Annotated in this window: 20 protein-coding genes and 2 pseudogenes; 8 read left to right on the top strand and 14 right to left on the bottom strand. The window is 58.2% G+C overall.

The window, feature by feature from the left end; genetic code table 11:
* Positions 1-4: 4 nt before the first annotated feature.
* Positions 5-370, bottom strand: coding sequence for a GtrA family protein (locus FDG13_RS07245; RefSeq protein WP_180126235.1), 366 nt, complete (start codon positions 368-370; stop codon positions 5-7).
* Between the two features lie 22 nt (positions 371-392).
* The gene (locus tag FDG13_RS07240) at positions 393-1,334 is read right to left on the bottom strand and encodes a glycosyltransferase (RefSeq protein ID WP_370528184.1); all 942 of its coding nucleotides are present in this window, start codon (positions 1,332-1,334) and stop codon (positions 393-395) included.
* Between the two features lie 252 nt (positions 1,335-1,586).
* Between FDG13_RS07240 and FDG13_RS21345 the strand changes: the two are divergent.
* The 8 genes and pseudogenes from FDG13_RS21345 to FDG13_RS07205 all read left to right on the top strand — a co-directional run.
* A pseudogene (locus FDG13_RS21345) lies at positions 1,587-1,697 on the top strand (SGNH hydrolase domain-containing protein); the annotation flags it as partial.
* A 275-nt stretch (positions 1,698-1,972) separates the two neighbouring features.
* A complete protein-coding gene (locus FDG13_RS07235; RefSeq protein WP_180126233.1) occupies positions 1,973-3,601 on the top strand; it encodes a GMC oxidoreductase in 1,629 nt (542 codons plus the stop codon).
* Positions 3,598-5,181: a hypothetical protein gene (locus tag FDG13_RS07230; protein WP_180126231.1), complete on the top strand. Its 1,584-nt coding sequence runs from the start codon at positions 3,598-3,600 to the stop codon at positions 5,179-5,181. The genes FDG13_RS07235 and FDG13_RS07230 overlap by 4 nt, the downstream gene beginning before the upstream one ends.
* Positions 5,171-6,337, top strand: coding sequence for an FAD-binding oxidoreductase (locus FDG13_RS07225; RefSeq protein WP_180126229.1), 1,167 nt, complete (start codon positions 5,171-5,173; stop codon positions 6,335-6,337). The genes FDG13_RS07230 and FDG13_RS07225 overlap by 11 nt, the downstream gene beginning before the upstream one ends.
* Before the next feature lie 3 nt (positions 6,338-6,340).
* Positions 6,341-7,363: a glycosyltransferase gene (locus tag FDG13_RS07220; protein ID WP_180126226.1), complete on the top strand. Its 1,023-nt coding sequence runs from the start codon at positions 6,341-6,343 to the stop codon at positions 7,361-7,363.
* Complete coding sequence (locus tag FDG13_RS07215) at positions 7,360-8,136, top strand: NAD-dependent epimerase/dehydratase family protein (protein ID WP_370528183.1); 777 nt, start codon at positions 7,360-7,362, stop codon at positions 8,134-8,136. The genes FDG13_RS07220 and FDG13_RS07215 overlap by 4 nt, the downstream gene beginning before the upstream one ends.
* On the top strand, positions 8,133-8,939 hold the full coding sequence (locus FDG13_RS07210) for a sugar phosphate isomerase/epimerase (protein WP_180126222.1): 807 nt from the start codon (positions 8,133-8,135) through the stop codon (positions 8,937-8,939). Before FDG13_RS07215 ends, FDG13_RS07210 begins: the two co-directional genes overlap by 4 nt.
* The gene (locus FDG13_RS07205; RefSeq protein ID WP_180126220.1) at positions 8,932-9,693 is read left to right on the top strand and encodes a glycosyltransferase family 2 protein; all 762 of its coding nucleotides are present in this window, start codon (positions 8,932-8,934) and stop codon (positions 9,691-9,693) included. The genes FDG13_RS07210 and FDG13_RS07205 overlap by 8 nt, the downstream gene beginning before the upstream one ends.
* 16 nt (positions 9,694-9,709) lie before the next feature.
* On the opposite strand, the gene FDG13_RS07200 is transcribed toward FDG13_RS07205, so the two are convergent.
* The 12 genes and pseudogenes from FDG13_RS07200 to FDG13_RS07145 form a co-directional block, all read right to left on the bottom strand.
* Positions 9,710-10,138, bottom strand: a complete 429-nt coding sequence (locus tag FDG13_RS07200) for a hypothetical protein (protein ID WP_180126218.1) — start codon at positions 10,136-10,138, stop codon at positions 9,710-9,712.
* A gap of 83 nt (positions 10,139-10,221) precedes the next feature.
* Positions 10,222-11,439, bottom strand: coding sequence for a TIGR04063 family PEP-CTERM/XrtA system glycosyltransferase (locus tag FDG13_RS07195; RefSeq protein ID WP_180126216.1), 1,218 nt, complete (start codon positions 11,437-11,439; stop codon positions 10,222-10,224).
* Between the two features lie 2 nt (positions 11,440-11,441).
* A complete protein-coding gene (gene wecC / locus FDG13_RS07190; RefSeq protein WP_180126214.1) occupies positions 11,442-12,662 on the bottom strand; it encodes a UDP-N-acetyl-D-mannosamine dehydrogenase in 1,221 nt (406 codons plus the stop codon).
* A gap of 15 nt (positions 12,663-12,677) precedes the next feature.
* Positions 12,678-13,823: a non-hydrolyzing UDP-N-acetylglucosamine 2-epimerase gene (gene wecB / locus FDG13_RS07185; protein ID WP_180126212.1), complete on the bottom strand. Its 1,146-nt coding sequence runs from the start codon at positions 13,821-13,823 to the stop codon at positions 12,678-12,680.
* An 85-nt stretch (positions 13,824-13,908) separates the two neighbouring features.
* Entirely contained in the window at positions 13,909-14,733 is an 825-nt protein-coding gene (locus FDG13_RS07180; RefSeq protein ID WP_180126210.1) for a glycosyltransferase family 25 protein, read from the bottom strand.
* Positions 14,734-14,751: 18 nt separating this feature from the next.
* Positions 14,752-16,221 carry a lipopolysaccharide biosynthesis protein gene (locus tag FDG13_RS07175; RefSeq protein ID WP_180126208.1) on the bottom strand — a complete coding sequence of 490 codons (1,470 nt, stop codon included), beginning with the start codon at positions 16,219-16,221 and terminating at the stop codon, positions 14,752-14,754.
* On the bottom strand, positions 16,199-17,170 hold the full coding sequence (locus FDG13_RS07170) for a hypothetical protein (RefSeq protein ID WP_180126206.1): 972 nt from the start codon (positions 17,168-17,170) through the stop codon (positions 16,199-16,201). The genes FDG13_RS07175 and FDG13_RS07170 overlap by 23 nt, the downstream gene beginning before the upstream one ends.
* A 69-nt stretch (positions 17,171-17,239) precedes the next feature.
* The gene (locus tag FDG13_RS07165) at positions 17,240-19,147 is read right to left on the bottom strand and encodes an XrtA/PEP-CTERM system amidotransferase (protein WP_180126203.1); all 1,908 of its coding nucleotides are present in this window, start codon (positions 19,145-19,147) and stop codon (positions 17,240-17,242) included.
* Between the two features lie 9 nt (positions 19,148-19,156).
* On the bottom strand, positions 19,157-20,746 hold the full coding sequence (gene xrtA / locus FDG13_RS07160; RefSeq protein WP_180126201.1) for an exosortase A: 1,590 nt from the start codon (positions 20,744-20,746) through the stop codon (positions 19,157-19,159).
* Positions 20,743-21,963 carry a TIGR03087 family PEP-CTERM/XrtA system glycosyltransferase gene (locus FDG13_RS07155; protein ID WP_180126199.1) on the bottom strand — a complete coding sequence of 407 codons (1,221 nt, stop codon included), beginning with the start codon at positions 21,961-21,963 and terminating at the stop codon, positions 20,743-20,745. The genes xrtA and FDG13_RS07155 overlap by 4 nt, the downstream gene beginning before the upstream one ends.
* Before the next feature lie 8 nt (positions 21,964-21,971).
* Complete coding sequence (locus FDG13_RS07150; protein ID WP_180126197.1) at positions 21,972-23,012, bottom strand: FemAB family XrtA/PEP-CTERM system-associated protein; 1,041 nt, start codon at positions 23,010-23,012, stop codon at positions 21,972-21,974.
* A 7-nt stretch (positions 23,013-23,019) separates the two neighbouring features.
* Positions 23,020-23,475, bottom strand: a pseudogene (locus FDG13_RS07145) (DUF3473 domain-containing protein); the annotation flags it as partial.
* Positions 23,476-23,599: the final 124 nt, after the last annotated feature.

Here is a 23,599-nt window from a genome sequence, read left to right as displayed (position 1 = left end):
GGCATCACCGTGGCAGATGAAACACAAAGCGCCGATAAGCGAAAAAGCTGGCTACCGTCTGAATGGCTGTCGCCAGCGTGACTGCCAAGACTGGGGCCACGCTGAGCCCCAGCAAGACAAGGTAAACCGCATAGTTCAGTGCAGCCATGAGGGTGGCCACCAGCGCGTACCGGGCTGCCTCTTGGGTGCTTTTCTGAGATCTCACCTGGTAGGTGAACTGCCTATTGGCCAGCCAGGTGAAAACGGCTGCGCTGGCAATAGCCGGTGGGCGGGCCAACCAGGGTGCAACACCCAAGCTGATGAGCAGATAGGTCAAACCCACGTCAATGACAAAGCCCGAGCCGCCAACGAGCAGAAAGCGGAGAAACATGGGGCGCAGATTTTGCAAACTGCTACTTTTTGGCATTGGTCATGTACCAAATGCGCTTTTGTTCAAGTCGGCCACGCGCCACGCTGTCAAGGATCAAACCGCTGACCATGAAGATGGAGGCCACCAGGACAATTCCTGTGGCCAAAATGGCCGTGGGAAACCGGGGCACCAGGCCCGTTTCCAGGAAGGTGAGAACAATGGGAACCGCCAGCAGCACCGCCAGCAGCAACAAGCCCGAGGCCAACACCGCAAAAAACCGGGCTGGATGGATCTCTTTGAACAGGATCAAGAAGGTGAACATGATGCGAAATGCATCCCGAAAGGTGTGCAGTTTGCTGACAGACCCTTCCTGGCGGGCGCCGTAGTCTGTGGCAATTTCGGCAATGGGCATGCGCAACTGGCTGGCATGGACCGACATTTCTGTTTCGATCTCGAAGCCACTCGACACAGCGGGGAAACTTTTGACAAAACGCCTTGAAAAGACGCGGTAACCAGAAAAAATGTCGTTGAACAACGGTCCAAAGAGACTGCGGTACATGCCGTTGAACAGGCGGTTGCCAAAACCGTGCCCGAGGCGGTGCGCGTTGGCATACACATCGCGCCGTGTGCCCACCACCATGTCCAGATGGTCGTTCACCAGTGTTTGCACCATGTGGTCTGCAGCGCTGGCGTCGTACGTGCCATCACCATCGGCCATGACGTAGATGTCAGCATCAATGTCGGAGAACATGCGTCTGACCACATTGCCTTTGCCAGGCCAGTTTTCTGCGCGAACCACGGCACCTGCAGCGCGGGCCTCTTCCGACGTGTTGTCAGTGGAGCGGTTGTCATAAACATAGATGGTTGCAGCGGGCAACACTTTGCGGAAGTTTTCAACCACTTGTCGGATCGACAGGCCTTCGTTGTAACAAGGCAGAAGTACTGCGACAGACAGCGGTGCTACGGCTCCTTGGACATCACTCACTACATACTCCCAGTGCAAATCGGATTTTCTTCGTTTCACTATAAGTGAAAACTTTTGCGGTTTGCCGCGGATCAGTATTGAGACCGCTAAAACAAGACTTCCAACGTGTTGCCTGTGGCAACAGGTACATCTGCAAAATGGCATGTCGGGGTTGGTCGGGGTTTTTGATGGTCGACCTGTTGATGTTGTGCGCTGTGCTGCTGGCGACGCGGTGCTTGTGTTGTTTGATCCGTACCGGCCGGCCGCTGTTATGGCAGTGTGAGCGGCCATCCCCTCTACTCTGACGACGACCACCTCAGTGAGTTTGGCAACAAGCGACTGACGCCTATGTTTGCACAGGTGTTTGGTAAAATATCTTTTTAATAGCATTCTGCCCTTATAAATAAAGGACTGTAGCGTGATTTGGCATAGGAGGCAGTGCTTGTGTTGCAAGCCTGGCCTTCTGAACACAGGACTGTCCGATCACGTTCTGGATGCCCCCGCGTGGGTTTTATTGCCACGGTGTCGTTGTCATGTTGTCACAGGGTCTGTTAAAAATGGCCGTGAACTCGCCACAAGGGCTTAGCATTGTGTGGCACCGCGCTGTCGAGCCGGGCGATTTGACACGTTGATCTATTTCAGTGCCTGTAAGGAAGCGCATGTTGATCCAATTGACGAGCCCGGGTGTGAGTGACTTTTATGCAGACCTGGTGATCATTGGTGCAGGGGCAGCCGGCATCACCTTGGCGCGTCAGTTTGCCAACACCCGCACGTCTGTCTTGCTGCTGGAGAGTGGTGGGCTGGAGCTGGAAGAGGATCAGCAAGACCTCTGCCGGGGCGCCTTGGTGGGTTTACCCAGTCAGCCGCTGGATGTGTCTCGAGTTCGCTATTTTGGTGGCGCGACCAATCGCTGGGCCGGTTGGTGTCGGCCGCTGGAACCGGAAGATTTTGAGAGTCGCAAAGATTGGCCCGAAAGCGGCTGGCCGATATCCCGCAAGAGTTTGGACAGTTATTACCTGGCAGCAGGGAAGGTCACCGAGCTGGGCCCCGTGGCTTTTGATGATGTGCAGTTCTGGCAGCGACAAAAAGGGGGGGAGTTGTTGCGAGCGATCCCCTTTGCCACAGACAGATTGCGCACGGCCATTTTCCAACTGAGTCCACCAACGCACTTTGGCCAACGTTATCGGCAAGAGTTGGACGCCGCACCCAATGTTCAGGTGTTGCTCGGCGCCAATGTGCTTGAGTTGTTGCCAGACAAGGCGGTCACAGGGTCGGTCAAACGTGTTGTGGGTCTCACGGCCGTCACAAAGGCGGGTCGGCACATCAAAATCTCTGGCAAACAGTTCGTCCTGGCAGTGGGGGGCATTGAGACGCCGCGAATTCTGCTGTCATCGACCCAGATGCACACCCACGGCGCGGGCAACGAGCATGATTTGGTGGGTCGGTATTTTCAGGATCACCCTTGGATACCGAACAGCGCCGCAGTTCGATTTTCCTCTTCCGCGAAGATTCCTTTGAATCTGCCGCTGTATTTTGATATGTCAGAAATCGCTGGCGGGCGATTTTTTGGCATGCTGGCGTCAAACCCCACCAAGGCCCTTGAAGCTGGTGTGGGTGGATTTCGAATTTGGTTGCAGCCCAGCACGGAGTCCGCGCAAGGTTTGGATTCGATGCGGCAAACCTATGCCGAACTGGCTGCAGGCAAGGTGCCAGACCGTTTGGGCGAGCACGTGAGCAACATGCTGGCTGATTGGGATGTGATTGCGAACAGTGTCTATAAAACTTTGTTCAAGTCAGACGACAACTTGATCAACGCGAGTGCAGGCAAGATTCTGGGTGCCGTCGCTGACTTGAGTTTCGAGCAGCGGCCCAGGTTTGACAGCCGTGTCACTTTGGGCAAATCCGTGGATCGGTATGGTGTGCGCCGGGTTGAAGTTGATTGGCGCATGGGTGACGACGACCGCCGCACGGCGATGACGGCGCTGAATTGGATGGCAGAAGGTTTTGGCCAAATCGGTCTGGGGCGAACCAAGATTGGATTGGACCTGCGCCCGGGGGCAGCTTGGCCAGAAAATATGAAAGGGGGGTTCCATCACATGGGCACGGCGCGTATGGCGACATCCCCAGAAAAAGGGGTGGTGAATGCGGATGCTCGGGTGCATTCCATCGACAACCTTTACATCGCTGGCAGTGCGGTTTTTCCAACCGGGGGGTATGCCAACCCGACGCTGACAATTGTGGCGCTGGCATTGCGCTTGGCTGACCACCTGAAAGCGAGGTTGTCATGAGTCTACGGCGTTGGTGGATTGGCACGGGTGGCTTGCTGCTGGCCATTTTCTCTGTAGCCCCTGTTTTTTGGGTGACCTATGTCCCGGTGCACGACTACCCCTTTCACTTGGCCCGTATGGCCATTCTGTCGCTGGGTGAGAAGTCTGGGCTGCTAGGTACCTACTACCAGTTTGGTAGCTGGTTATTGCCCAATATGGCGATGGATGCGGTGGTGTTGCCCCTGACTCTCTTGATGTCGCCTGTGGCGGCGAGCAAGCTGTTTTTGGCGCTGACGCAGTTGGCTTTTTTGGGGGGTTGTGTCGTGCTGCACGCCGTTGCGTTCAAACGCTGGTCCGCATGGTCGCTACTGTCTGGACTGCTGATCTACAACGGTATATTTTTATTCGGCTTTTTTAACTATCTGTTTGCTGCAGCATTGGCGTTGTGGGGGGCCGCGCTTTGGTTGTGGTCATCTTCCGGGTGGACACGTCGCTGGGTGGCGTTTGGTGTGGCTGTGCTCCTGATGTGGGGTCACATGGGTGGTTTTGCGGTCTATGCAATTCTTGTTGGTTCTTTTCAACTGCACATCCACCTGATGGCCATTTCACGAGAAAAATGGCCATTAGCCCTTAGGGAGCTTACGCTGGATGCTCTTCCATTTGTAGCGTCCTTGGTGCTGTTCTTGTTGGTGTCTCCTGGGTCGGAGCGTGCAGGTGACGGCCTGGTGTACAGCCCCTGGTTAGGCGCAAAACCCTATGCTGCCTTGTTCAGCCTGCAAAGTGGCGTCTTATGGGCGGACGTGGTGGTTTTGCTGGGTCTTGCCGCTTTGATGCTGACCTTGTGGTTGAACCGGCAACTGATGCTTAACCGACGGGTACTGACCGCAGCCGCTCTGTTGTGGTTGGCCTTTGTGGTGTTGCCACCGGATATGTTGGGGTCTTCATTTGCAGATGTGCGCATCGTGCCATTGGCAGCGATGGTGACTTTGCTCGCCTTTGGCACGAAGGAGACCTCGACACGTTGGGCAGAAGCCCTTGTGTTGACGGTCGCGCTTGGGCTTGGACTGCTCAAAACCGTGGGCCTGATGAGTGACTGGAAAGCGCACCAAGGTGTGATTGAAGGCATTGTCAGCGCCATGCAAAAAATACCCTCTGGTTCAACACTTTTCGCCGCGACGGCCGCGCCTGAGCCGAGCATGGTGTTGACCAAGCCGGGCGCGCGCGAAACGTGGCATCCACCTCTCAAACACATTGGCTCTTACGCGTCGGTGTATGGCAATGTGTTTGTGCCCATGACGTTTGCGGATCGCCACAAGCAGCCGATGGTGGTGTTGAACGAGTTTTTGCCGATCAAAGAGTTTCATGGAGACAACCCCTTCAAGGTGCCCCAGCCATCTGATCTGATAGCTTTGGCCAAGAGCATCTCAGAACAGGTTCATTCGCCCGGTCAGCCTGCGCTGGGTGGGGTATACCTGCTGGTGGTGGGGCCAGAGCGCTATGGTGCACTGCCTGTGCTGAATGGTCTCAATGTGTTCCAGGTCGGTGCAGGTTTTGCGATCTATCACATGGTGAATGCTTCGGGTGTCCAAGATGGCGGATAAACGTGCTGTGGTGATCGGTGGCGGATTTTTTGGCTGCGCCACGGCCATCCATCTGGCCCAGAAGGGCTGGCGCGTGGATGTGCTGGAGCAAGGGGCTGAACTGATGCAACGCGCCTCTTATGTCAACCAGGCGCGTTTGCACAACGGTTACCACTACCCGCGCAGCTTTCAGACGGCCATTCGCAGCCGCGCCAACATGCCGCAGTTTTGTGAGGTTTACCCAGAGGCGGTGTTCACCGAGTTTCGGCCCTTGTACGCCATCGCGCGTTACGACTCCAAGGTGTCGGCGCGCGGTTTTGCGCACTTTTGCAAGGCCTCGGGCATTCCGCTGCAACGTGCCACTGCCGAAGACCGCGGTTTGTTCGACCACCGCTTGGTGGAAGAGGTCTTTGAAGCGGTGGAACCTGCGTTTGATGCCCGGGCGCTGCTGGCGCAGGCGCTCAAAGTGATGCCGGAGCTGGGCATCCAGGTGCATTTGTTAACCCGGGTGACGGGTGTGGCCGGCGCACCCATAGCGGCACAGGGTTTGCTGGTGAAAACGCATGCGGGGGATGTTTTTTCAGCGCCTTGGGTGTTTAACTGCAGTTATGCCGCACTGAACCATGTCAGTGGTCGGCAGGGGGTGCCGCAGATGTCGCTGCAGCACAAGATTTCAGAGGTGTTGCTGGTTAAGCCGCCGCCCGAGCTCAAAGGCCGGGGCATCACCTTGATGGACGGTGAATTCTTCTCGATCATGCCTTTTCCGGCACGGTGCTTGCATTCACTGACCCATGTGCGCCACACCCACCATGTGAGCTGGGTTGAAAACAACCAGAGCTGCCAGCCGGTCAACCCGCTGGTGATCTTGGAAGACTATTTGCGCGGCCACCCGCAGGGCAAAGTCGGCCGGTCGCGCGGGCCGTGGATGGTTCGGGACGCGCAGCGTTTTGTGCCCTGCATCCAGAACGTCGAGGTGGTTGAGCCATTGATTGACGTGAAGACCTTGATGACAAAAACCGCCGTGGACGATGCCCGGCCGATTTTGTTTCACCGGGATGCGGCCATGCCCGGGCTGGTCTCTATCATGGGCGGCAAGATCGACAACATTTTTGATGTGCTGACCTATATCGACAAGTTGCTGCCACCCGATATCCGGGTGAACATCCCTCAGGAGTAAACCATGAGTACCAGCAAAGCACCCAATACACGCCTTCCCAGGGAGGTGTTTCCCTCGGTCGTTTTGCCTTTGCTCGATGCCGAGGATTTCATTGAGGCGTATGTGGAGCGGCTGGTCGATATCCTGCGCACAGATTTCGAGTTTTACGAGGTGATTCTGGTCAACAACGGTTGCACCGACCGCACCCAGGCCAAAGTGGCGGCGCTGCAGACGCGTCTGCCCAACCTGGCTTTGTTCAACCTGGCCAACCGATACAGCATGGCCATTGCCACCATTGCCGGACTGGACCACGCCATTGGCGACTATGTGATTGTGCTGGACCCCCGCCAAGACCCGCCGGGCCTGGTGCGGGAGTTGATCCGGGTCGCTTTGGACGAAAAGGACATTGTGTATGCCGTGACCCGCGAGCGGGCCGCCGCCAGGACACCGTACTACAAGATGGAAGAGCGGTTTTTGAAAGCGCTCGGACGGCTGAACCACATCCGGCTGCCACCGGCGCTTTCCAGCGCCCGGCTGTTCAGCCGCAGGGCCTTGAACTTCATTCTGAAAGCGGTGGACCGGCACCGGATTTTGTCGGTGGCGCCCGCCCTGTCAGGTTACAGCATCGAAAAGATTGTCTACGACCCCGAACCCGTGCCCAACTCGGGAGGCGGTGGTTTGAACTGGATGTATTCGGGCTACCGCGCGGTGGAGCTGACCTTGTCCCTATCTCCCAAACCGTTGCGCCTGGTGTCGATTGTTTCCGTGGGCATCAGTTTGCTGACAGTGATTTACAGCATCTACGTGGTGTTGTATTGGCTCACCCATCCCACTGTGGCGGCGGGATGGGCGTCGTTGTCACTGCAGATCTCGATCCTGTTTTTCTTCTTGAGTCTGGTGCTGGCGGTGATGTCGGAATACATGCAGCAGATTCTTGAGAACATTGGCCGACGGCCCTTGTACTTTTACACCACCCAAAGCAACAGCAGTGTGATGTCGTATGCACCGGAGTTGAACGTGACAGAAGAAAGGGAACAAGCTGCATGACACACAACGCCATCGTGGGGCATACCGGGTTTGTCGGTTCCAACCTGTGCAATCAAACTACCTTCGAGTCTTTTTTTAACTCCAGAAACATTCAGGATATAGAAGGAAAAGTCTTTGATACCCTTGTATTTTCTGGGGCACCTGCTAATAAATGGATAGCAAACAAAGAGCCTGCGCAAGACTGGCAAAACCTGCAACAAATCATGGCGCTGCTCAAGACTGTGCAGGCCAAACAGCTGGTGCTGATCTCGACGGTGGATGCCATTCCCCCGTCTGACGCACCGCAGGACGAATCGGCGGATGTCACAAGGGGCAAAAACCACGCCTATGGCACCCATCGGCTGGCATTGGAGCAGTTCATGCGGGCGCAGTTTGCCAACACACTGGTGGTCAGGTTGCCCGGTCTGTTTGGCCCCGGGCTCAAAAAGAACGTGATTTACGACCTGATGCACAACAACATGCTGGCCGCCATCAACCCCGCCAGCAGCTTCCAGTACTACGACATCACCCGCTTATGGGCAGACATCACGGTTGCGCTTGAACACCAGTTGGACCTGGTGCACCTGTTCACCCAGCCCGTTGCCACCCACACCATTCTGCAACGCTACTTTCCCAACAAACAGGTCGGTCAAACCCCGGCCCCAGAGGCGCACTATGACCATCGCACTCGCTACGCAGCGCTGTATGGTGGCAGCGGTGGCTGGATCGCGTCGGCAGACACGGTGCTGGACCAGCTTGGCGCCTATCTGGCAAGTGAAGGGGTGAGTCCATGAAGTTGGCGTTCAGCAACATTGCCTGGGCTGCGGATGAAGACCAGGCGGCGCTCGCCCTGCTGCGCGCCAACCAGGTGCAGGGCGTCGAGGTGGCACCGACACGGCTGTGGCCAAACTGGGAGGGTGCCACACCCGAGGCCGCAGCAGCTTATGCACAAGCCATGGCTGGGGCAGGTTTTGAGACGCCCTCACTGCAGTCGCTGCTGTTTGGACGACCAGACTTGCAGGTGTTTGGCTCAACGCAGCAGCAGGCGGACCTGATCAAGCATCTGGCCCGCGTGGCTGAACTGGCCGCCGCTTTGCGGGCCAAGGTGCTGGTGTTTGGCTCCCCCAAAAACCGCGATCGTGGTGACTTGACACCTGCGCAGGCGATGCAACACGCCATCGGATTTTTCCGGCAAGCCGGGCAGGTGTGTGCCGACGCCGGGGTGATCTTGGCGATTGAGGCCAACCCCAGCTACTACAACTGCAACTTTGTCACCCGCTGGCAAGAAGCCGAGGAACTGGTGCGCGGCTGTAACCACCCCGGCATTGGTTTGCATCTGGACACCGCCTGCACCGTGCTGGCCGGGGACGACCCGGTGGCTGCGGTGCCGCAGGTGGCTGACATCTTGGTGCACGTGCATGCCTCAGAGCCCGACCTGGGGCCGTTTACCAGCCCACGGACCGACCATCTGGCCGTGGGGGATGCTTTGCGTGCCGTCGGCTACACCGGCTGGTGTTCGGTGGAAATGCGGCGCACCAGCACACCCTTGGTCGACATTCAGGAGGCGGCCCAACTGGCAGCGCGTTGTTATGGCTGAGTCACATTTCAAAGTGTCGGTGGTGATCCCGGCCTACAACGAAGAGGCGGTGATCGAGCCGACGGTTCGTGCGCTGTCCAGCGCGCTGGCTACGGCTGGCCTAGCCTATGAAATCCGCGTCGTGGAGGACCAGTCCAGTGACAGCACCTGGGCCATTCTGAGTCGCTTGTCTGCAGAAATCCCTGCTGTTAAACCGATCAGGAATCACGGCAAGGGTGGCTACGGTCTGGCGGTGCGTGCTGGCCTGAGCAGTTTTGAGGGTGATGCGGTGATTGTGTCCATGGCCGATGGCTCCGACAGCCCGAGTGACGTGGTGGCCTACGCCCAGGCCCTGGCCGACGGTTACGACTGTGCTTTTGGCAACCGTTTTTCCGGGCAAACTCAGGTGCAGGACTACCCGCTGGTCAAAAAAATGTTGAATCGCGCTGGCAATCTGTTGATCGCCTACCTAACCGGTTTCCGTGAGTACCGTGATTTCACCAACGGGTTCAAAGGGTATCGCCGCCACGTGGTGGAGACCATGGCCCCGCTGATCAGCGCCGACTTCAACCTCACGGTGGAAATGTCGGTTAAGGCGGTGTTGTCAGGGGCCCGCGCCAAGATCATTCCCAACAGCTGGCGTGACCGAGATGGCGGTGTCTCCAAGTTCAACGTTGGTCGCCTTGGGCCGCGTTATCTGGCGACCATCGCCTACTGTGTGCTGGGCGACTACATCCGTCGCGCGGGTGCACGGGAACGCAAATCAACCAGCTGATGTTGTCTGGACGAAGTCAGGCGTGGTGGGCAGACAAGGCGGCCAGCGCACAGAGTTCGACCTCGGTGTGAGTCAATACCCAGCCGCTGACTGTCTGGCATCGACCCTGTGCAAAGTCGTCCTGCACGGCTTTCTGAAACGCCAGCTGGAGCTGGCCGGTGTCACAGACCTGGCGCAGGTCGCTGCCCAGAAACCCTGATAGCCGAGAGGCCAGTGTTTGCACCAGTGCCTGGGGTGTTGGATATGCCAACTGTGGCAGCATCGCCTCGCCCACCCGTGCAGCGTCTGGCTGACGCGCCAGGCGCAGCAGGTTGGCTTGCGCAAAACTCGCAGTCGCTTTGGTGGCCGCTTGGGTGCGTGATGACCATGCACCCATACTGAACAGGGCCACCACCGACAAAGCCGATGTCACATAACGCCTTCTTGTCTGGTTGAGTGGGTACATGCAGGCTTCCCCCAAGTCAATATAAATACAGTAGCTACCTGCCCTTGTTTTATAAGGGCTAGAGGTTGATTTTGTGCATCAAATTAGCGCCCATGACCAGGCCGTGCCAGCGCCTCATACGGCCCCACATAGTTGGCCACACTGTTCTTCCAGTTGCGCACATTCTCGACAAATTCGCGCCCATTGGCTTTGAGCACCGGCCACAAGTCCGGGTTATTGAGCAAGCCCAGCAGCGACTGCGCCAATGCATCAGCGCTACCGGCCTTGAACAACACGCCGGTCTGGTTGTGTTGCACCAGCTCTTTGTGGCCGCCCACGTCGGACGCCACAAACAACTGGCCTTGGGCCATGGCTTCCAGTGGCTTCAGAGGTGTGACCAGTTCGGTCAGGCGCATCGGGTGGCGCGGGTAGGCCAGCACCTTGATCAGATCGTAGTATTTGTTGACGTCCTGGTGTGGCACGCGGCCCGCAAACACCACCTTGTCGGCCACACCAAGCTGCTGGGCCTGCTGGCGCAAGTTGACTTCTTGTGAGCCGCCGCCTACCAGCAGCAGCTTGATATCGGGCCGGGCGGCAATCAGTTGCGGAAGCGCAGCCACCAGCAGGTCAAGTCCCTCGTAGGCGTAATACGAGCCGATAAACCCCACCACCGTGCTGCCAGTCAGGCCCAACTTGTCCAGCAAGGCCGGGTCAGGCGGGCTACCTAACTGGAACGACTCCACATTGACGGCATTGGGAATGACGGTGACTTTGCTGCTGGGGATGCCGCGCGCGACGATATCGGCACGCAGGCCTTCACAAATGGTGAACACATGGTCAGCACGCCGGATGGCCCGCGTTTCCAGGCCACGCGTGGCGCGGTAACGCAGGCTGCCTTGGTTGGTGGTGCCGTGGTCCACCGCAGCGTCTTCCCAGAAGGCCCGGATTTCATACACCACCGGGATGCCCAGCTTGCGCCCCACCTTGAGCGCGGGCAAAGCGTTGAGCACGGGGGAGTGGGCGTGGATGATGTCGGGTTCGACGATGCGGGCGACCTGCTCCAGCCGCTCCCCAAGTGCCTTCATCAAAGCCACTTCCCGACCCACGGGCAGATCTGCCATCAGGCCGGTGCCACTTGCTGTGCGGTAGAAGTGCAGGCCATCAACCGACTCTTCAGATTCCTGGGTATCGCCCTGCTTGGGTGAGGTGATGTGAAAGGTGTCCCAGCCCAGTGCCCGCTGCTCACGCAGGAGCGAGGCGGTGCGAAAGGTGTAGCCGCTGTGCAGCGGGATGGAGTGGTCCAGAACGTGCAGGATTCGCATGGTTAACGCAACACGCCCCGGGTATCGATCACCACTTTGTCGCGGATGGCATCCATGTCCATCTCCTTGAACTCGGTGTGGTCCACCAGCAGCAGCAGGATGTCGGCTTCTTTCAAGACCTGTTTCAGATCAAAGAGCGGAAAGGCGAGCTTCTCGGCACGCACATTCGGGTCACAGGCCATGACCCGACCGACGTTTTGGGCAATCAGGTCTTTGACAATTTCCAGCGCGGGTGATTCACGCGTGTCGTCGATATTGGCCTTGAAGGCCAGGCCCAGACAGGCAATGACGGGATCTTTGAAACGTGCCGCCTTGGCCTTGACCTTGTCGATGACCCAATGCGGCTTGGCGTCGTTGACCTGACGCGCGGTTTTGATCAGTTTGGCTTGTTCTGGTGCGCTGGAGACGATGAACCAGGGGTCCACCGCAATGCAATGCCCACCGACGCCAGGGCCGGGCTGTAGGATGTTGACACGAGGGTGTCGGTTGGCCAACGAGATGGTTTCCCAGACATTGATACCCAGGTGATCACAAATCAGTGACAACTCATTGGCAAAAGCGATGTTGACGTCACGGAAGGAGTTTTCCACCAGTTTGGAGAGTTCAGCGGTTTTGCTGTCGGTGAGCAGGATGGCACCGTTGCAGAAACTCTTGTAGAGGTCGCGCGCTTGTTCGTTGGCAGATTTGGTCAGGCCACCAACGATGCGGTCGTTGTCCACCAGTTCGCGCAGGATGTGGCCGGGCAGCACCCGTTCGGGGCAGTGCGCACAGTGGATCTTGCCCGTCAGTTCCGGGCGCATGTCAACAATGGTGTTGTAGATGAACTCGGTGGTGCCGACCGGTGAGGTCGACTCCAAGATGACCAGGTTGCCCTCACGCAAGTAAGGGACGATGGCGCGGGTGGCCGCCTCCACATAGGTCAGGTCGGGCGCTTTGGGGTTGCCATCCACTTCCATGAACGGTGTCGGCACGGCGATGATGAAGGTGTCACCTTCTTCGGGGGTGAGGGAGGCCTTGAGGTTGCCGCTGTTGACCGCAGAGCGCACCAGGATATCCAGATCGGGCTCGATGATGTGGATGCGGCCACTGTTGATGGTGTTCACCGCGTGTTCGCTCACATCCACGCCGAGCACCTGGTGCCCCTTGGTAGCCAGCATAGAGGCGGTGGGCAGGCCGATGTAGCCCAGGCCCATGACGATGATTTTTTGACTCAGGCGTGCCATGACAAAGATCCCCTTTTAACGCGTTTGGATGGATAAAACAGTATCAACAATGCGCTGTGTCGCTTGGCCATCCCCATAAGGGTTGTGCGCCTGCGACATGCGCTGGTAGTTGGCCGGGTTGTTCAGCAGGTTGAGGCATTCCTTGACAATCGTCTCGCGTGAGGTGCCCACCAGCTTGACGGTGCCCGCGGCCACCGCCTCGGGGCGTTCGGTGGTGTCGCGCATCACCAGCACCGGTTTGCCCAGCGACGGTGCTTCCTCTTGCACACCGCCGCTGTCGGTGATGATGAGATGGGCGCGGTTCATCAGATAAACAAAAGGCAAATAGTCCACCGGGTCGATCAGGTGCACATTGGACAACTGACGCGCTGCCAGGATGTCGGCCACCGGCTGGCGCACGTTGGGGTTCAGGTGCACCGGGTAAAGTACTTCAATATCAGGAGCGCTACAGGCAATATCAGCAAGGGCTTGGCAGATGTTTTGGAAACCTTCGCCAAAATTCTCACGGCGGTGGCCAGTGACCAGAATGAGTTTTTTACTGGCATCCAGAAACTGGAACTGTTCGTCAAAATCGGTGCTGAGTTCAGGCTGGTTTTTGAGTCGCTGCGAGACGGCAAGTAGGGCGTCAATCACGGTGTTGCCGGTGATATAGATGGTGGCGGGGTCAACACCTTCACGTAGCAGGTTTTGGCGCGCGGCATCGGTGGGGGCAAAGTGGATGTCGGCAATGGCGCCGGTGAGTTTGCGGTTGATTTCCTCGGGGAACGGTGCGTGTTTGTTGCCGGTGCGCAGACCGGCCTCGACGTGGCCCACCGGGACACCCGCGTAATAAGCCGCCAGGCTGGCAGCCAAAGTGGTGGTGGTGTCGCCGTGCACCAGCACCAGGTCGGGTTTCTCAGCAGCTAGCACAGCTTTGAGGCCGATGAGGATGTTGCTGGTGATGTCAAACAGGTCTTGTCCGGGTTTCATGATGTTCAGATCATGCTCCGGGGTGATGTCAAACAGTTTGAGCACCTGATCCAGCATCTGGCGGTGTTGTGCGGTGACACAAACCACGGTTTGGATCTTTGGGAAAGCTGCTTGAAAACCCTTGACCACGGGAGCCATCTTGATGGCCTCAGGGCGGGTGCCGAAGATGATGAGGACTTTTTGGGTAGGCATAGGTTGGCAGACTATCGGTGCGGCCGATTGGATTTAAATGACCGTGGCTGACAGTGTAAACCGGGCGCTCCAGAGGGCGTTGTCATCAGGCATCTGCAGAACGCTTGAGTGTGTTTTTACGAACCACTCTGAAGGCAGAGGGGAACGATCGCCATTGACCCGGATGGGGAAACCTGGTGTGCCTGCGTGCCAGCCACTTTTTCAACACCTTCAACTTCAGCACATCACGTAGCGGGTAGTACCACCAGTGTTTGCGTGTCACGGTCTGCAGCGCCGACCAGTTCAGTGAAGACATGGATTGCTCAGCACTCAGCTCATGAACAAATGCCAGCATGGGCACCACGGCCATCAAGCGGGGGGTGTAGGGCAAATGGTGGTAATGGTCGATGGCACTGCGCGCGGGATACGCACACGCCAGCCTGTTTTGGGCTCCCTGGAGCGTGATGCAGTAGGCATGGGTGCAAAAAGGCCCAGAGGAAAGCGGGTAACTCAGGTGTGCCTTACTCAGGGGGACCGGTGTCGCCGCGTTGTAGAACACAAAACCGGCATCACCCCGGTCGTCACTGCCCAAAAAACAATAATCAAACTCCAGATGTTGGCAACCTGTTGCCACAAGGTTTTTCACGCTGGGGTGCAAAACCGCGTCGTCTTCCAGAACCAGTGCCACCGGCAGCTTCTGTTCAATGATGCGTTCATAGATGTGGATATGCGACAGGTAGCAGCCCAGTTGCCCGGGTGACATATTCCCGGTGGGGTTGACTTCTTGGCGGTACTGCGGACTAAGCGCATCACCTCTGACGGCGTCGATCCATTCGAACTGGATGCCCAAAGCATCCAGATGCGACTTGAGGGCCGCTCGCCGAGCCGTGGCGCTTTTTAAACTGACAACAAAAACGGGAACCACTTGCACGCTGTGTCTCCTGTGGCATCAGGCGCGTTTGCCAGATGCCAAAAAGTCGTAGATGGTCGACTCCAGCCCCTCTGGCCTGCCTGCGGCAAACCAGGTGAGAAGGGTCCAGCTTGTGTAGGCCAAGGCGCCCAGCGTGACGCAAATCGCCAGACTCCAGGCGCTGCCAGGCACCCATGGCATCACCAGGCTGACCAGAAGATACATGCTGACAGCACCTAGTGTGGGACGCAGCAGCACCTTGACCATGGCACTGAGTGCAAGCTTGCAATACAAGCTGGCGCACAGTGCCGTGACCATGGCATTGACACCGCTGGCTGCAATGCGTGCCCAAACCAAGCCAGGCAGATGGAGCTGCGGCACCAAAACCAGGCTGCACAGCACAAACACCGCAAATTCAGCCCACACAATGTGGTTTTGTAAACGTGTGTGTCCCCGCAGAACCAGCAGCGTTGAGAGTGGCGACGCAGCAAATTGCACGACACCAGCCAGCGCAAACAAGGCAACAAATGGGGCAGCTTCCACCCATTGGGCACCCAGCAGGAGCACGGTCGCCGGAGTCGCCACCGCCGCAAAGCCCAAACCCACCGGCAGGGTGATGGTGTTGACAGCAGACAGGGTCTTGAGCACCGCCTGGTTGGTGCGGGCCACATCGTCCTGGATCGAGGACAGGACCGGCAAAAAAGCCCGCAGCATGGCTGGCCCGAGTTCTCCGGTGGGCAATTGGCCCAGGTCTGCGCCCACGTTGTAGAGCCCATATTCCCCTGTGGTGCCGATGCGTGCGGCAATCAGTTCGTCACTTTTTCGCAGAAAGAACCCCCCCACTCCGGCCAGCATGAGCCATTTGGTCACCGCCCAGATCTCGCCAATCTGGGTCGTGTTCCAGCGGGGGCGGTAGGGGTGCATGACGTAGCTCATGACGCATCCGCTGACATAACCGGTCACTACACCAATGACCAGGGCGCGGTAGTCACGCAACAGGTACGCGGCAGCGATGGTGGAGAAAACACCCATGGATTTGCAGATCAGGTTGTGACGGAACTGCAGCGAAAAATTGAATTCCTTCTGCGCCAGGGTGAAGCCGATATTGGATGCGCTGCTGATGACCATGCAGGCTGCCAGCACCCACATCACCGCTTCAACGCGGGGTTCTTTGAAATACAAGGCGCTGGGTTGGGCCACGCCAAGCAGAAGCAAGCCAATGGCACAGCCTTCCAGCAGGCGCAAGGTCCAGGCTGAATCGATCTCAGCCTGGGTCACCGCGCCTTTGCGCAGCAGCGCGGTAGAGGCACCAAAGTCCAGCATGGCCTGGATCAGGCCGGCTGCCAGGGTGGCCATGGCCACAATGCCGTAGTCTGCGGGAAGCAACAAACGCGCAACTATCAGGGTACTGACAAAGCCCAGCCCCTTGACCATCCAGCGTGTGCCCACGGTCCAGAAAGCCCCTGATATCAGGGCCCGCTTGGGACTAACTTGTGGTTTGGGTGTCATGGTGCCAAACGAGGGTTGGCTTAATGGTGTGACTTGGCATCAAACCGACAGACTGAAATGACGCGAGTGCTTGTTTTGCCAGTACATTTTTACGCGTTATGCGTTTGAAGTCATCTGGGTATCGCATCGCCCACTCCAGAACCAGATTTCGGGCCGTGGCCGGCAATTCTGCCGGTGAGCGTCGACGGCGGGTTAGGTGGTCCTTGAGTGCGGCATTTTCCAGTGTGCCTCGAAGCTGCCGAAAATAGCGTTTGAAGAAGGCATGCACGTCCTGAATATGCCACCAGTGAGCCGGGTCGATTTGCCAGGTTGCGTCGGGGTGAACGTGGATGCGCGACTCATCCCAAGCGTGTCTACCGGGGTCAAGTGAGTACACGAGGATGGCTCTCATCAGACCGTCGGTGCGGTACAAACCCATGGGCAAGCGGATGTGTTGATCGCGCATTTGCCGAATTGCCGCGCCTTTGATGCAGCAAAAGTTACCGTGAAAGCCCAAATTAGTGATGATGTCTTGCCGCAACGCCATGGCTGTTCGTCCCATGGTGGGTACACCGCTACCTCCGAGTGCATGGTCGTTGTTGATCACAGCATGTCCAAGTAGTTCAATGGCATTGGCCTTGACTCTGACATAACCATCGATAAAAAAAGCAATTTCCTCACCGGCCCAGATTTGATGGATGTATTGGTTCCATGCGTTGGCTTTGTCACCCAGAGGGATGGACCAGACCTGGACTGCGGGGCCACCCTCATCTTTGGTGGAGCTCACTTGCCGCTGAGTCAGATCTTGCGCAAAGGCGCTGGCCAATGCCGAGTTGCCGTTGATCAGGACATGGATCACCGCGCATGAGGTGGCAGATACCTTTGCGGCATCCAGCGTTTGCCGTAACTGGGACAAAGACTCCCGGCAGGCAAAAATGACCACGGTCCACGGGCGCTGACGGGTGTTCATACTCAGATTGAATACTTTTGATTCAATAGCAACATGCCCATGTTTTATAAGGGCTAAAGACTAATTTGGCTACAAAACATCAGGCAGCTCTGCTGCCTGCCGCAAAAACGCGTCAAACATCAGCAAGGTCCACAGCGGTGCCGAGTGGTCGCGCTGGCCGCTCAAGTGTTGGCGCACCATGGTGTGCAGCGTGTCGGTGTTGAAGTAGCCGGTGGCCTCCAACTGTGGCCCCAGCACGGCTTGTTGCAAGCGCTCGCGCAAGGGGCCACGCAACCACTTGGCCAAGGGCACCGAGAACCCCATCTTGGGCCGGTACAACACATCGTTGGGCAGGCTGGGCTCAAAGGCTTTTTTGAGCAGCCATTTGCCTTCCTTGCCCTTGATCTTGAGCTCGCTGGGCAGGGTGGCCAGCCATTCGATGAGCTCATGGTCCATCAGCGGTTCACGCACTTCGAGCGAGTGCGCCATGCTGGCACGGTCCACCTTGGTATTGATGTCACCGACCAACCAAGTTTTGTAGTCCAGGTACTGCACCAGCGCCAGCGGGTCGGTGGTGTTGGCCTTGGCTGCGTGGTGTTTGAACACTTCTTTCGCACGGTATCCAGCTAAAGCGCGCTTGAACCCTGATGAATAAAGGGCCTCACGCTCATCAGAACGTAGCACCGAGACGCTGTGTAAATAGGCCTGGGTGGAGTTCAACGCCAGCGCCTGCAAGGTGGTTTTGGCGCGGAACATACGTGGTGCCCAGTCCAGCTTGGGAAACAGCTGGCCCAGTGCGCCAAACAGCGGCTGGCGCAGGCCCAGAGGCACCATGTTGCGGGCACGCTCCTCGGCAGCGTGCAGGCGGTAGCGCCGGTAGCCGCCAAAACTCTCGTCACCACCATCACCCGACAGAGCCACGGTGACATGTTTGCGCGCCAGCTGGCAAACGCGGTAGGTCGGGATGGCGGAACTGTCGGCAAAAGGTTCGTCGTACAGCCTGGCCAGGGTGTCGATCAGGTCGAAGTCGTCGCTTTTGACAATTTCCAGGTGGTGGTCGGTGTGGTAACGCTCGGCCACCTGCTGGGCAAAAGCGGATTCGTTGAACTTGGGGTCGTCAAAACCGATGGCGCAGGTGCGCACCTGGGTGGTCGACACACTGGCCATGGTGGCCACCACAGCGCTGGAGTCCACGCCACCGGACAGGAAGGCCCCCAGCGGCACCTCGGCCATCAGGCGCAGTCGAATCGATTCGTCCAAGCGTGCGCGCAGTTCATGCACCGCATCTTCGGCGCTGATGGTGTTGTCCAGTGTGAAGACCACGTCCCAATAAGATTTGGGCTCTGGCAAGCCCTGGCCATGGCGCAGCGTCAGGGTGTGTGCTGGCGCCAGCTTGTGCGCACCGGTGTAGATGCAACGCGGGTCGGCCACGTAGCCCAGCGCAAAGTACTCTTCCACTGCCAGCGGGTCGATGTTGCGGACAAAGTCTGGGTGCGCGGTGATGACCTTAAGCTCGGAGCCAAAAATAAAGCTGCCATCGTTGAGCAGCGCGTAGAACATCGGCTTGACGCCCATTCGGTCACGCGCCAGAAACAGCGTTTGTTGGTTGCGGTCCCACACGGCAAAAGCAAACATGCCGCGCAGGTGCTGCACACAGGCCTCGCCCCAGGCTTCCCAGGCGTGGATGATGACCTCGGTGTCGCTGCGGGTGCGAAACACATGGCCCAGCGCTTTTAGCTCGGTGGTCAGTGCTTGGTAGTTGTAGATCTCGCCGTTGAAGACGATGGCCACGCTGTGGTCTTCGTTGAACAGCGGCTGTTGCCCGGTGGAGAGGTCGATCACCGACAGGCGCCGGTGACCAAAGGCTAGGCCTGGCTCCAGGTGCAGGCCGAGTTCATCCGGGCCGCGGTGGGCCTGCACGTTGTTGATACGCTCCATCAGTTTGGGCGCAAAGTCGCGTTTGCCGCGCGTGTCAAAAAGTCCGGCGATGCCACACATAGTTTTTGCTCAGGGATGGGTTGGGGTGTGTTGGGCGGTTTCCAGCAACGCGATGATGCGTGGCCCATTGGCCTGCACAAAACGCTGCAGGCGCTCCGCACCTTCTGCACCTTGGCCTTTGTGGGTGTAGAGGATCACGACAGCGGAGTCGTCACCCCGTCCCAGCAGTCGCTGCAGCGCGCCGTACAGCTTGGCATGGATGTCGCTGGCCGTGAGTTGACCATTGACCCAATACAGCTGCCAGGCAATCAGACGTTCATCGGTGGGACTGGCGGATACGGATACTTTTCGCAGTTCACCCTGACGGATATTGACTTGTTTGCTATTAAAAGTAATGGATGAAGTGCCGCTGACCACCTGCGCCCAGAGGGGATCTTGGGACTGGACCAGCACGTTTTGAGAACTGACCAGTTTACGTTGGTAGTTTTGCTGACGGTAATAACCGAGATACAGGCCAACACGCTGTTCACCCTGGCCATAGCTGGTATTGAGACTTGCCGACGGGTTCTGGAAAGCGGGTTCAAAGATGGCCGGCGCACTGGTATCTGCCACCCAATTGGTCGACAACTCGGCTGGTGCCGATAGCTGTACCGGCGCAGTCGCGTTGTTGTGATCCAGAGCCAAGCGTGCGGCCAGTGGCCAGGCCAGGATCAGCGCTGCCAGCAGCGTAAACAGCTCGAACCGGGGACGTGTCATTGGGGTGCCGCCCGGCAGAGGCTTGTTGAGGGTGACCGAGTCGATGTCGGCCGCGCTGACACTGGGTTCCGGCTCGGACCAGCGTGCACCGATCCAAAACATCAGCAAAATGACAAAGCCAAAAAATACCCAGCCGTAGATGATGTGGTCGACCCCGGCGGCCAGCTTGTTACCAGACAGGTGGCCCAGCATCACGATCATGTAGGCACGCAACCAGTTGGCCAGCACCGGGACCAGGATCGAGACGATGATGAACAACACCCGTCGTTTTGAGGACTGGTAGTTCAGGTAGGCAAACAGGGTGCCCACGGTGAGTGAGGCAATCAGGTAACGCACGCCACTGCAGGCTTCCACCACCGACCAGTTGCCCGAGGGGATGACAAACTGCAGACCCTCGCGGTAGACCGGAATACCACTCAGGCGCAAGGCCAGCACGGTGAAATCGGCAGTCCATGCCATCAGCTGGGGCATGGCGAATTCGCCAAATGGCACCGCAAAAAACAGGAAAGTCAGCGGGAACAGCAGCGAACGTGCCACCGCCAGCCCTAGCAAAGTTGGCACCAGCAGCGCCAGCATGGCCACAAACGCCAGTTGCGTCAGCGCGTTTACCGCGACAAGGTCACCCAGCAGCCAGCCAAAACCGACCAACAGCAGCGCCGCCAGACCCCAGGCGCTGGGCTGAGGTTGAAGATGGGACAGATGTAAGCGGCGGCGCCACACCATCCACAGCACCAGCGGTAGCACCAGGAAGCCGTGGGTGAAGGTCTCGGAGCGCCACCAGATGCCCACCATGGCACTGGCAGTGTCAAAGTACAGCGCCACCAAAACGACCGCCAGCAAGCCAAACAACAGACCGGCACGGGGCCAGTGGTGTTGAGGTTTGAGTTGCACAGCAGGGGTCATGGATGGGCCTTCGGGTTCAGATAGGTGTCGATTTTGGACAAGTGGGCAGACCAACTGTAATCACTGAGCACCCGTTGTCGCCCGGCATTGCCTACACGCGCACTGCGCTCAGGTGAGGCCAACAAGGCGCTGATCTGGACGACGAAGTCGGGCGGGTTGGTGGCGGACAACAACTCGGTCTCAGATTCGGCATGGATGGCCTGTGCACACGAGTCAGATGCCACCACTGGTCGGGCCATGGCCATGGCCTCCAGAATCTTGTTCTGAATGCCCCGTGCCACCCGCAAAGGCGCCACCACCACCGCCGCGTGCTGCAGATAGGGTCGCACATCGGGCACCGTGCCGGTCACCACCACGCCCGGGCCGGCCAGCGCCTGCACCGCGGGTGGCGGGCTGCGGCCCACGATGTAAAAACACAGCTGTGGCCACTGTTGGCGCAGCGTCGGTAGCATGTCGGTCACAAACCAGGTCACGGCATCGATGTTAGGCCAGTAGTCCATGGCACCGGTAAACACCAGCGGGATGGGTTTCTGCTGATCAGTTGTGCCAGCAAAAGGGGATGGTCGGCTCGGCTCAGGAGCAAAAAACTCGGCATCGACCCCGTTGCTGATGGCCTCGACGGTACAGGCGCTTTCCGGCGCCAGCTGCCTGAACATGGCTGCTTCGTTGTCGGTCACAAAGAATGAGCGCTGGGCGCGCTGGGCCACACTGCGCTCGAAGGCCAGCAGTCGTTCACCTTCGCGTCGGTACAGCCAGGACAGCGGCCAGCGGTGGTCGGGCGCGTATTGGGTCCATTTGGCCGAGTCCACGTCCACAAAGTCCACCAGCATCGGCACTTTGGACGACACCTGGATGTACTGCGCCATGACTGACGAGAAAATCACCACGGCGTTGATGTTGTGCTCGGCCAGTGTTTGTTTTACCCAGCTTTGCAAGCCGGCATGTTGGTAGTAGTGCTGGCTGAGCGATTGCCCGGTGAGCAACCCGACGAGGCTGCGCAATTTGGCGCTGCGCGGGTGCAGGCGGGCCACAAACAGATCCGGGCAGAGCCCACGTACCGTGTCGAGGTAAACCTCGTCCGCCGGGTCGTCGATGAAGGTGCCCAGAAACACCCGGTGCTGTTGTGTCAGGTGTTTGAGCAAATGGTAAGAGCGCACCTTGTCACCCTTGTTGGGTGGATAGGGCAGGCGGTGCACCAGGTAAAGCAGCTTGCCCATGTGCTGCCTCAGGCCAGGTTACGTACGATGAACGGGCCTAGCCAGTTGGCCAGGCCAATCGGCATACGCCGCCAGGTGTTAATCAGCAGCTTGAACTTGGCATTGGACGGGTTGTTTTGCGGGATGTCGTCGCGTTTGTACAGTCGGTATGCGTAGTGCAGCTGGGTTGGCTCAAAGCCCCAGTTTTTTTTGAAGGCGTAAGGGCCGGTGTCTTTTTTGCTGCGGCCGTAGTCAAATACCTTGAGCCCGCGTGTGCAGGCGCGGCGCATCAGCTCCCAGTATTTGAAGTCGTTGGCGGCCAGGTCGCGTGCGGCTTCGTCATCTCCAGCGTAATAGGGCAGCACCTCATCGCGGAAGTAAAAGCTCAGCACACTGCTCAGCGGTTTGCCATCGGGTGCGACCACGGTGAGTACTTCGCAGTCTGGGCCAAACACCCGCATGAGCGCCTGGAAGTATTTCTTGGGCAAGGCCGGGGTACCGTGGCGGTGGACGTTGTCGGCAAACAGGGCAAAAAAGCGGTCTACCTTGGGGTCGATTTCGCTGCGCAGCTCGTTCTTGATGCCTTTGCGCACCATGGCGCGTTGTTTGCGCGGTATGGCCAGCATGTTGGCCTCTTCCGACGGCAGGATCTCTTTGCGAAAGGTCACATACAGCTCTTGCGTCGGCCAGTCGGGATGGCGGTTGTCCACGTGGCGCAGTTCCAGGTGGTCTACGCCCAGACTTTTGGCGATTTTCTGAGCTTCCTGCTCCAGTGCCGCCGCTGCCTGTTCAGTGCTGGCCGCTGCGCCGCCATAGACCGCAAACGGCAGACTGGTCAGCGAGTTGCCAAACAGCCAGCTGTGGATATGGCCGAGCGGCAGCACCCCTTCGATCTGGCCGTCTGCACCTTCCACGTACAAAAAATAGCTGTCGTGTTTGAACACATCGGTGACGATGGTTTGCCAGCCGGCACGGTGGAAAAAAGTGGCCTGTGGGCAGGCCAACACAAACTTATCCCAGCGCTGGGCGGTGGTTGTGTCGGTGGGTGAAAGGCGTTTAACCTGTGTCATGCCGATGTCAGGCCGCCAGCGGCAACGGTGTGATCTGGTTCAAAAACACTTTGTCCACCCGGCCCCACTTGAAATCACTGAGCAGGCGGTCCAGGCGCGCCTGGGTTTGCCCAATGTTGACGTAGTGGCGGAACTGCGCCTTACGGTTGATGCCCGCAATGCGAGGTTGGTCGGGGTCGATCTCCCAGGGGTGGAAATAAAACATGCCGGGCTGCCGGTCGCGCGTGTTGACGCGTTGGATCAGCCAGCGTGACACCGGGTAGGGCAACAGCCGGAAGTAACCGCCACCACTGGAGGGGAAGTTGCGCTCAAACAGGCGCACCGTGGTGATCGGGATCTCGGTCAGACCGGGTCGCACTTCATAGGCAAATCGGGGTGAATCCGGCATGCCGTAATGGTCGTGTGCTATTGGATAGATACTGGAGCTGTAGCTGTAACCGGCTTCCAGCAGGCTGTCATAGGCTATGTCTGAATTAGCTGTTGAAGTTCTGGACAGCAACCCAAAGTGTGGGAGAAGAGCGGTGATGGAGGTGCGACATGAACCAAAGGGACTTCGCCAAACTTCTGAGCCAACTGGCATGTCTGAG

Origin of the sequence: Rhodoferax sp. BLA1 (assembly GCF_013416775.1) — a bacterium.
In the GTDB taxonomy this organism is placed as follows: Bacteria; Pseudomonadota; Gammaproteobacteria; order Burkholderiales; family Burkholderiaceae_C; genus Rhodoferax.
This window is presented reverse-complemented; position numbering and strand designations above follow the sequence as displayed.